This window comes from Candidatus Rokuibacteriota bacterium, assembly GCA_016188005.1.
Lineage (GTDB): Bacteria > Methylomirabilota > Methylomirabilia > Rokubacteriales > CSP1-6 > UBA12499.
The window spans coordinates 1-9,261 of record JACPIQ010000053.1 but is presented as its reverse complement, the minus strand read 5'-3'; the positions used below and the strand labels follow the sequence as shown (position 1 = coordinate 9,261).

Genomic DNA, 9,261 nt, shown 5'->3' with positions numbered 1-9,261 from the left:
GAGCGCGTGGGCATCAACGACAGCGGGGCCAGCGTCGCCGACCCGAAGGACGTCTCCACGGCCTCGCACATGTTCGGCTGCTGGGCGACGCTCTTCGTCATCAAGCAGGCGGTGGAGAAGAGCGGCTACAGGAAGCCCGGCGACTACAAGGCCCTCATCGAGACGCTGGAGGGCTTCCAGTCCTTCCCGGAGGGCCTCGAGCACCCGCAGGGCCCGAAGAAGTTCGTCGGGCGGCTCCACCAGGTCTTCGGCCAGCAGCTGATCTCCAAGGTGGAGAAGCGGCGGCTCAGCGTGATCCACCGGACCGCGATCGAGGACTCGATGTACACGCCCGAGGCCGACTATACGAAGCAGCCGCTGTAGAACGTCGAAGGGGGCCTCGCCGGCCCCCTTCGAGCCTCCCGCTTCGCTTGCGCGGGCCAAGCCCGCGCTCGACACGCCCTCCCCGGCGCGGGTGCCGGCGTGAGCCTCGGGCCCCACCTCTTCCTGGCCCTCCTCGAGGGCACCGTGGGCGCGCTGGTGCTGGCGCTCACCGCGCTCGGCCTCTCGCTCGTGTTCGGCGTCATGCGCATCGTCAACGTGGCCCACGGCGAGTTCTTCATGCTCGGGGCCATCGTCGCCTGGTACGTCTCGACGCTGACGGGGAGCTTCCTGCTCGCGCTGCTCCTGGCCCCCGTCGCCGTCGCGGGCGTGGCCGTCCTGGCCGATCGCCTCGTGCTCCGGCGCATCGGCTACGAGCCCGAGAGCACCATCGTCGCCACCGTCGGGCTGCTCTACATCCTCCAGCAGGCCGTGCTCACCGCCTACGGGCCCTATGCCCGGCCGGTGGAGGCGCCCATCTACTTCCGCGTGGACTTCCCGTGGTTCGGCTACTCGGGCTACAAGCTGGTGGTGGCCGCCGCCGCCGCCGTCCTGCTGCTCGCCACCTGGGCGGCGCTGTCGCGGACGACGCTGGGGCTCCAGATGCGCGCGACGCAGCAGGACCGCGAGATGGCCCAGGCCTTCGCCGTGCCGGTGGGCCGCGTCTACACCCTGGTCTTCGGCGTGGGCGCGGGTCTCACCGCCGCGGCCGGGGCGCTGATCGTCCCCGTCCAGCAGGCGCATTACCTCATGGGGCTGGACGCCCTCCTCATGTCCTTCGTCGTGGTGATCCTGGGCGGGCTCGGCAGCCTCCGCGGGACGCTCGTGGCGGCGCTGGTCGTCGGGCTCTCCGACGGCGTGATCTCGGTGCTCTTCTCGCCGACCCTCGCCAAGATCGTCGCCACGCTGCTGGTGGGGCTCGTGCTGGCCGTCCGGGGGCGCGGGCTCTTCGGCGAGGAGGTGGCGTGAGCGGCGAGCGGCGCGGCCCGGCGCTGGCGCTCCACCTGGGCGTGCTCGCCCTGCTGGCCGCGCTCCAGCTCGTCCTTCCACCATTCCACCACGGGATGGTGGCGCGCGTCATGGTGCTGGCCGCCTACGCGGTGGGCTACAACCTCCTGCTGGGCTACACGGGCCTCATGAGCCTCGGGCATGCCATGTTCTTCGCCGCGGGGATGTACGGCACCGGGCTCACGATCCAGCACTGGGGCTTCGGCGCCGGCGCCGGCTTCCTGGCGGGCATCGTCGCGGGGCTCCTGGTGGCGGCGGCGGTGGGGCTCGTGACCCTCCGCACGGCCGGCCCCGCCTTCCTCATCGTCACGATGATGCTCGCCCAGGCCTTCAACCTGGCGACGCTCTACTTCAACGACGTGACGGGCGGCGACCAGGGGTTCATCCTTTCGGGGCTCGGCCTCGACCTCCCCGGCGTCCGCCTCGCCTTCGCGCACCCCGCCGTGAAGTACAACGCGGCCCTCGTCGTCTTCGCGGGCTGTCTCCTCTCGAGCCTCTGGCTCACGAGCTCCCCCGCCGGCCGGGTGCTGGTGGCGCTCAAGGAGAACGAGGAGCGCACGCGGCTCCTGGGCTACAACACCGTGCGCTGCCGGCTCTTCGCCGTGGTCGTCTCGGGCCTCCTCTCCGCCGTCGCGGGCTCGGCCTACACGCTCCTCTTCTCCTACGTGGGCTCCACCTTCGGCGGCATCCTCTACTCCATCTACCCCCTGCTCTGGACGCTGCTCGGCGGCGCCGGCACGACGCTGGGGCCGCTGGTCGGCACGCTCCTCATGACCTATCTCGTGGACCTCGCCAGCGCCCTCACCACCGGCTACCTCATCGTGGTCGGCGCCGCCCTCATCGTCATGGTCCTCTGGGCGCCGGCCGGCATCGTCGGCGGCATCCGCGCCCGCTGGGCCCCGTGGCTCCCGTGACGCCGCTGCTGACGACGCGGGCGCTCTCGAAGCGCTTCGGTCGCCGGTCCCTGGCCACGACATCGCGGCAGGTGCCATTCGCCGGGCTCGACCTCCGACTTTGAGCGACGACGGCCAGCCAGAGGCTGCCGACAGAGTGATAGTGTTGGAACATGCCTCGGCGCGCACGGGCGCGGGGCGGCGCGGCCGCGGCCGGCCGCTTGCCGTTGGCGTTGGCTGCGGCGGCACGGGACAGGCGATGCGCACACGGGGTTCGCTCCGACGGGAGGTGACGCTGTGAAAGGCGTTCAGTTCGTGGTGGACGAGAGCGGCCGCACGACGGGCGTCGTCATCGACCTGCGCAAGAATCGAGACCTGTGGGAGGACCTCTTCGACCGGGCCCTGGCGCGCCGGCGGCAGGGGGAACCGCGAGAGGCCCTCGAGAGGGTGAAGCGGAGGCTGATCAAGGCGGGCAAGCTGCGTCCGGGCGCGTCGAGGTGACGCGCTACCAGATCACGTTCGCCCGATCGGCCCGGCGCGAGCTCGAGGCGCTCGACGCGCGCCTGGTGGCTCGCCTCTGGGCGAGAATCCTGGGGCTATCGGATGATCCCCGATCTCCTGGGTGTCGGAAGCTGCGGGGCGAGGAGAAGCTGTGGCGTATCCGGGTCGGTGAGTACCGCGTGCTCTACGGCGTAGACGATGGCGCAAAGGTGGTCGACGTCGTTGCGGTGCGCCACCGCCAGGACGCCTATCGCTGAGCAGCAAGCCGCCGAGACATGCACGCACGGATACCCACGACAGTCGTCGGCGCCGGGCCGATCCCCCGCCGCTGGGCGCCGTGGCTCCCGTGACGCCGCTGCTGGAGACGCGGGGGCTCTCGAAGCGCTTCGGCGGACTCGAGGCGGTGAGCGCCGTGGACTTCCGCCTCCACCTGGGCGAGGTGCGCGCTCTCATCGGCCCGAATGGTGCCGGCAAGACCACGCTGGTGAGCCTGATCAGCGGCCGGCTCGCTCCGTCCTCGGGGCGCGTCCTCTTCGGCGGGCGGGACATCACCGGGCTCGGGCCGTGGGATCGGGCCAATCTGGGGATCGTCTACACCTTCCAGGTCACGAGCATCTACCGCCGCCTGTCCGTCTGGGACAACGTGGCGCTGGCGGCGCAGCGGCGCCGGCTGAGACGGCTCGTGGACTGGCTCGGGCTGGACCGCGCGGCCGTGGCCGCCGATGTAGAGGCCGCGCTTCAGACCGTGGGGCTCGGCGGCCTGCGGGACCAGCAGGCCGGGGCGCTGGCCTACGGGCATCAGCGGGCGCTGGAAGTGGCCATGGCGCTGGCGCTCGGGCCGGAGCTGCTCATCCTGGACGAGCCGACTCAGGGGCTGGGGCCCGAGGACATCGGCGTGCTCTGCCGGCTCGTGCGGGATCTGGCCCGCGTGGCCACGGTGCTCCTCATCGAGCACAACATGGCCGTGGTCCTGGAGCTGGCGAGCCGGGTGACGGTGATGGATGCCGGCCGGATCATCGCCGAGGGGGCGCCGCGGGAGATCGAGGCGAATGCCGACGTCCAGCGGGCCTATCTCGGCCGATGACGCTCACCCTCGACCGTGTCAACTGCTACTACGGCGAGAGCCACGTGCTGCGGGACGTCTCGCTGAGCCTCGGGGCGGGCGAGGTGCTGGGGTTGCTGGGCCGCAACGGCGCGGGCAAGACGACGACGCTCCGGGCCATCATGGGGCTCCTGCGCCCGCGCTCCGGCCGCATCGCGCTGGACGGGACCGAGCTGGGCCGCCTCCCCGCGCATGAGGTCCCGCGCCACGGTATCGCCTATGTGCCACAGGGCCGGCGCCTCTTCCCGCACCTCACGGTGGCGGAGAACTTGCGGATGGGGCTCCTGGTACGGGCCGGGGGCGTCGACACGCTGGAGCCGGTGCTCGCGCTGTTCCCCGCGCTCCGGGAGCGGCTGCGCCAGCGTGCCGGGACGCTCTCGGGGGGCGAGCAGCAGATGCTGGCCACGGCACGGGCCCTCTGCGCCCGGCCAGCGATGCTCCTGCTGGACGAGCCCAGCGAGGGGCTCATGCCCTCGCTGGTGGATCGCCTGCTCGAGACCGTGGTGGCGCTCAAGGGGCGCGGCGTCGGCATCCTCCTGGTCGAGCAGAAGGTGGACGCGGCGCTCGGGGTCGCAGACCGGATCGCCGTTCTCGAGACGGGCCGTGTCGTGCGCGAGGCGACGCCCGCCGCACTCGCCGCCGAGCCCGAGGTGCTGCTCCGGCACCTCGGTGTCCGGAGGTAGCGGGCAGCCGCGCCCGGGCCCGCAGCGGGCAGCTGTCGCGGCGGCCGGCTTGCGGGGCGTGGCCCCATCTGACAGAATCGTCGCGCCGAGCACCGCGCATGAATGTCGAGCGCTCCGACGGGGATGCCGTTGCCCAGGGGGAGATGATTCCCGCGGTATCAGCACGGATACGATTGACACGGGCCACGTGGCCGGCACAGGATGGTCCATGCCTCGTGAGCCTCGCCGCGATCGGCTCCGCCAGATGGAAGAGCGGCTGCTGCAGGGGACGGCCCGGGCGATCGCCGATGCCGAGACGCGCAGCCGCGCCCACGCCGACGCGATGGAGCAGCGGCTGCTGGAGGGTACCGCCCAGGCGATTGCGGGTGCCGAGGCGCGTAGCCGCGCCTACGCTGACGCGATGGAGCAGCGGCTGCTGGAGGGTACCACCCAGACGATTGCGGGCGCCGAGGCGCGCAGCCGGACGTATGCCGACAGCATGGAAGGCCGGATTCGCCAGGACGTGCAGGCCGAGTCTGCCGAGACCCGCCGCCACTTCGACGTGGTGGCCGAGGGTCTCAGGTCGGAGGTCAGGCTCGTCGCCGAGGGTGTGCTCACGCTGGACCGGAAGCACGATCGCCTCAGGGAGGAGATGCATCAGGAGTTCGCCCGGGTCGACCGGCGCATCCTGCGGCTCGAGGCCCGCGTCCTCCCCGGGGAGGAGCCGTCCTAGCGGAAGCGCTGCCCTCGCGGTCCCTGCCTTCGCCCGCCCCGGCGCCCCTTCGCCCCCGTCGCGTGCCCGATCCGCGGCGCCGGGCGAGTCCTCGCGTGATCGTCATCCCAGGTGCAAGGAGAACGCGCCATGACCGCCGAGACCTACGACTTCGACGCGATCGTCAACGGGCTCAACCAGTACCTGCGGCTGCGCTCCATCCCGATCGGGATGAAGCTCTTCGAGCGTGTGCAGGACATGGAGGCCATCCCGAAGATCCGCCGGCCGAAGGTGAAGCACACCACCGATCAGATCGTCGCCCAGGCGCGCCAGCTGGGCTGGACCGTGGGCATCACGGTGGACGACCTCGTGGGGGCGCAATGCGGGGCCGTGATCGGGCTCCACCCCCAGGACGAGGAGTGGCGCTCGGGGCGGCGGATCACGGGGGTCTGGTACAAGACGGAGGCGGACGCACGCGGGCACCAGGAGGCCATGGACGTGGTTCCCCATGGACGGTACCGCGCCATGGCGGTCTCGCCGCTCACCGCCGGACGGCTCACGCCCCCCGACATCTGCCTCGTGTACGGGACGCCGGGGCAGATGATCTTCCTGATCAACGGGCTGCAGTGGACGGGCTACCGCAAGATGCACTTCACGTCCGTGGGGGAGTCGGCCTGCGCCGACTCCTGGGGCAAGGCCCTCAAGACGGGCGAGCCCGCGCTCACCATCCCGTGCTACGCCGAGCGGCGCTACGGCGGCGTGGCCGACGACGAGCTGCTGATGGCCCTGCCCCCACGCTTCCTGCCTGGCGCCATCGAGGGGCTGGCGGCGCTCTCGCGCAACGGCTTCCGCTACCCGGCGCCGCCCTACGGGATCCAGGCCGATGCCGCGGCCGGCATGGCCGTGACGTATCAGGCGAAGGGGTAGCCATGAAGACGCTCATCCGGAACATCGGCCAGATCGTCTCGGGCGACATCGCCCGGCCGCTGCTGGACGGCGACTCCATCGTGGTCCAGGACGGGAAGATCGCCGCCGCGGGCCGGAGGCTCGACGGGGAGGCGGATGCCGTGATCGACGCCCGCGGCAGCACGGTGATCCCGGGGCTCATCGACTCCCACTGCCACCCCGTCTTCGGCGACTTCACCCCGCGCCAGCGCACCATGGACTTCATCGACTCGGGGCTGAACGGCGGGATCACGACCATGATCTCGGCCGGCGAGGTGCACCTGCCGGGCCGCCCCAGGGACATCGTCGGGCTCAAGGCGCTGGCTGTCGTGGCGGCCAAGGCCTACGCCAACCTGCGTCCGGCGGGGGTCAAGGTCCATGCCGGCGCTCCCATCCTCGAGCTGGGGATGGTGGAGGAGGACTTCGCCGACCTGGCCCGCGACGGCGTGAAGCTGGTGGGCGAGATCGGGCTCGGCTCGGTGAGGACGGGCAAGGATGCCGCGCCGATGGTGCGCTGGGCCAGGAAGCACGGGATGACCGTGACCATCCACACGGGCGGGCCCTCCATCGCCGGCAGCAACCCGATCGGCGCGGAGGTGGTGCTGGAGGCGGCCCCGCACGTGGTGGGGCACATCAACGGCGGCACCACCTCCATGAGCGAGCGGGAGATCGACTCGCTCGTGGCCACGGAGATGGCGCTGGAGATCGTCCACTGCGGCAACGGCAAGACGGCGCTCCACACGCTGAGGCGCGCCGAGGAGGCACGCGCGCTCCACCGGATCATCATCGGCAATGACGCCCCCTCGGGGACCGGCGTGGTGCCGCTGGGCATCCTGCGCATGATCGCCCACCTCGCCTCGCTGGGCGGCGTGAGCCCCGAGGACGCGGTGTGCATGGCCACGGGGAACACGGCGCGCGTCTACGGCCTGCCGGTGGGCGTGATCGCCGCCGGGCGGGAAGCCGATCTCTGCATCGTGGATGCGCCGACGGGCTCGGTCGGGCGCACGGCGCTCGAGGCGCTCCGGGCCGGAGACCTCTTCGGCATCTCCATGGTGCTGATCGACGGGCAGATCCGGATCGGGCGCAGCCGGAACACGCCGCCCGCAGCGCGCGCCGCCGAGGTGGTGAAGGGGCATGGTCCGGCGGCGGCGGGCCACTGAGAGGAGCGATGCCATGAGGATCCGGAAGCTCGTGACGGTGATCGAGGAGATCGTCGCGGACGGCGGCAAGCCGGCGGCCCGGCCCGTCAGGAAGGTCGCGGCGGTGGCCGTGATCGAGAACCCCTTCGCGGGGCGCTTCGTCGAGGACCTGGCCGAGCTGATCAAGACGGGTGAGGAGCTGGGCGACCTCCTGGGCCGTCGCGCCGTTGCCGCCCTCGGGGCGCCGGTGCACTCCTATGGCAAGGCCGCCGTGGTGGGCGAGCGGGGCGAGTACGAGCATGCCGCGGCCATCCTCCACCCGACGCTCGGCACGCCGTTCCGTGCCGCGGTGGGCGGTGGCAAGGCCATCATCCCCTCGGCGAAGAAGCTGGGCGGACCGGGCGCCTCCATCGACGTTCCCCTCCACTACAAGGACGCCGCCTTCGTCCGCACCCACTTCGACGCCATGGAGGTGCGCCTGGCGGATGCGCCGCGCGCCGACGAGATCCTCGTGGCGCTGGTCGTCACCGACGGCGGGAGGCCGCACGCGCGCGTCGGCGGCCTCACCGTCGCCGAAGCGAAGAAGGAGGACGGCCTCCGATGAGCGCCGCAGGCGCGAAGAGGCCAAACTACCGTCCGAAGTCATCGACGTTCAGGCGGGATGGAGAGATGAAGATGCGCAGCCTCCTCATAGCAAGCCCCCGCAAGGGGGCGTCGCTGGTCAAAGGGTCCCTGGGCAGACTCGCGCCAAGCCCCCGGCAGGGGGCGTTGCTGGTCAAAGATTCCCCGGGTGGCCTCGCGCCAAGCCCCCGGCAGGGGAGGTGACGCGCATGCGCTTCGGGCTCAGGCTTCCCAGCTTCGCCCTCGGCGCCCGGACCGCCACGCTCGCGGAGATGGGTGCCTATCTCCGCCGCGCCGAGGACCTCGGCTTCGAGTGCGCGGTGTCGATCGATCACCTGCTCCTCACGCCCCCCGCCTATGCCTGCACCTGGCTCGAGCCCCTGGCGCTGCTCTCGGCGCTGGCGGGAGTCACGCGCACGATCCGGCTCGGCAGCATGGTGCTCGTGCTGCCGCTCCGCAACCCGGCCTACTTCGCCAAGGAGTGGGCGACGCTGGACCTCCTCTCGGGCGGGCGGAGCGTCCTGGGCGTGCGCGTGGGCTGGCACGAGGAGGAGTTCGCCCTCATGGGGGTGCCTCACAAGGAGCGCGGCCGGCGCATGGACGAGATGCTCGAGGCGGTGACGGCGCTCTGGGCCGGTGACAACGTCACGTACCAGGGGCGGTACTACCGCTTCAAGGATCTCAGCATCGACCCCAAGCCGCTCCAGAAGCCGCACCCACCCATCTGGATCGGCGGGGGCACCCAGCCGTCGGAGAAGATCTACGCCCAGACCGTCGCCACCGTCGACCCTGTCCTCCGCCGGATCGCGAAGTACGCAAGGACCTGGGTCCCGCACTCCTCCTCCACGGCGGAGATGGTCCGCGGGGACTGGGAGAAGATCCAGCGCTTCATGGGGGAGCTGGGCCGCAAGCCGGAGGAGATGAGCAAGGTGTACTCGAACTTCGTCTACGTGCTCAGGAAGGGTGAGCGCCCCGAGGTGGCCGTGCCCCACTTCCAGGTCTACTCCGGGATGGACTTGCCGTACTGGAAGGAGTTCTATCTCGTGGGCGAGGCCGAGGAGCTGGCCGAGAAGATCGGGCGCAAGCTCGCTGCCTTCGGCGGGGCGGAGTGGGTGGTGCTGAACCCCCTCCACTGGGGGCTGGACCAGCTCGAGCTCCTGGCCAGCGAGGTGCTGCCGCGAGTGAGGGGTCAGGTCTTGCAATCCGACACCTAGCTAGACTAGCGACCGCGTGGTCGCGCTCGGCCTGAACAGTCGCATCGTCGACGAACCCGCATCCAATAGTGGATGCCCGGGGGCGAGCGGAGAGAATCTCCATG

Annotated in this window: 12 protein-coding genes; all 12 read left to right on the top strand. The window is 71.3% G+C overall.

Features of this window, described 5'->3' with window-relative positions:
• The coding region (locus HYV93_10460) for an ABC transporter substrate-binding protein (protein ID MBI2526395.1) at nt 1-363 on the top strand (363 nt) is incomplete at its 5' end.
• A gap of 99 nt (nt 364-462) precedes the next feature.
• Nucleotides 463-1,329, top strand: coding sequence for a branched-chain amino acid ABC transporter permease (locus HYV93_10455; GenBank protein MBI2526394.1), 867 nt, complete (start codon nt 463-465; stop codon nt 1,327-1,329).
• A gap of 95 nt (nt 1,330-1,424) precedes the next feature.
• Nucleotides 1,425-2,282 carry a branched-chain amino acid ABC transporter permease gene (locus HYV93_10450; GenBank protein ID MBI2526393.1) on the top strand — a complete coding sequence of 286 codons (858 nt, stop codon included), beginning with the start codon at nt 1,425-1,427 and terminating at the stop codon, nt 2,280-2,282.
• A gap of 276 nt (nt 2,283-2,558) precedes the next feature.
• Entirely contained in the window at nt 2,559-2,762 is a 204-nt protein-coding gene (locus HYV93_10445) for a hypothetical protein (GenBank protein ID MBI2526392.1), read from the top strand.
• Complete coding sequence (locus HYV93_10440; protein MBI2526391.1) at nt 2,759-3,019, top strand: type II toxin-antitoxin system RelE/ParE family toxin; 261 nt, start codon at nt 2,759-2,761, stop codon at nt 3,017-3,019. The genes HYV93_10445 and HYV93_10440 overlap by 4 nt, the downstream gene beginning before the upstream one ends.
• A gap of 89 nt (nt 3,020-3,108) precedes the next feature.
• Nucleotides 3,109-3,846: an ABC transporter ATP-binding protein gene (locus HYV93_10435; GenBank protein ID MBI2526390.1), complete on the top strand. Its 738-nt coding sequence runs from the start codon at nt 3,109-3,111 to the stop codon at nt 3,844-3,846.
• Nucleotides 3,843-4,547: an ABC transporter ATP-binding protein gene (locus tag HYV93_10430; GenBank protein ID MBI2526389.1), complete on the top strand. Its 705-nt coding sequence runs from the start codon at nt 3,843-3,845 to the stop codon at nt 4,545-4,547. The genes HYV93_10435 and HYV93_10430 overlap by 4 nt, the downstream gene beginning before the upstream one ends.
• Before the next feature lie 208 nt (nt 4,548-4,755).
• Nucleotides 4,756-5,259: a hypothetical protein gene (locus HYV93_10425; GenBank protein MBI2526388.1), complete on the top strand. Its 504-nt coding sequence runs from the start codon at nt 4,756-4,758 to the stop codon at nt 5,257-5,259.
• Nucleotides 5,260-5,388: 129 nt separating this feature from the next.
• Complete coding sequence (locus HYV93_10420; GenBank protein ID MBI2526387.1) at nt 5,389-6,165, top strand: DUF169 domain-containing protein; 777 nt, start codon at nt 5,389-5,391, stop codon at nt 6,163-6,165.
• Between the two features lie 2 nt (nt 6,166-6,167).
• Nucleotides 6,168-7,343 (top strand): amidohydrolase family protein, encoded by a 1,176-nt coding sequence (locus HYV93_10415; protein ID MBI2526386.1) that lies wholly within the window; start codon nt 6,168-6,170, stop codon nt 7,341-7,343.
• 13 nt (nt 7,344-7,356) lie between these two features.
• Entirely contained in the window at nt 7,357-7,926 is a 570-nt protein-coding gene (locus tag HYV93_10410) for an amino acid synthesis family protein (GenBank protein MBI2526385.1), read from the top strand.
• A 226-nt stretch (nt 7,927-8,152) separates the two neighbouring features.
• Nucleotides 8,153-9,157 (top strand): TIGR03619 family F420-dependent LLM class oxidoreductase, encoded by a 1,005-nt coding sequence (locus tag HYV93_10405; GenBank protein MBI2526384.1) that lies wholly within the window; start codon nt 8,153-8,155, stop codon nt 9,155-9,157.
• Nucleotides 9,158-9,261: the final 104 nt, after the last annotated feature.

What these genes read in the sequence shown, in the direction of transcription:
- HYV93_10425 (MBI2526388.1), top strand. Translation starts at nt 4,756, where the DNA reads ATGCCTCGTGAGCCTCGCCGCGATCGGCTCCGCCAGATGGAAGAGCGG.
- HYV93_10430 (MBI2526389.1), top strand. Translation starts at nt 3,843, where the DNA reads ATGACGCTCACCCTCGACCGTGTCAACTGCTACTACGGCGAGAGCCAC.
- HYV93_10405 (MBI2526384.1), top strand. Translation starts at nt 8,153, where the DNA reads ATGCGCTTCGGGCTCAGGCTTCCCAGCTTCGCCCTCGGCGCCCGGACC.
- HYV93_10450 (MBI2526393.1), top strand. Translation starts at nt 1,425, where the DNA reads ATGGTGGCGCGCGTCATGGTGCTGGCCGCCTACGCGGTGGGCTACAAC.
- HYV93_10415 (MBI2526386.1), top strand. Translation starts at nt 6,168, where the DNA reads ATGAAGACGCTCATCCGGAACATCGGCCAGATCGTCTCGGGCGACATC.
- HYV93_10420 (MBI2526387.1), top strand. Translation starts at nt 5,389, where the DNA reads ATGACCGCCGAGACCTACGACTTCGACGCGATCGTCAACGGGCTCAAC.
- HYV93_10410 (MBI2526385.1), top strand. Translation starts at nt 7,357, where the DNA reads ATGAGGATCCGGAAGCTCGTGACGGTGATCGAGGAGATCGTCGCGGAC.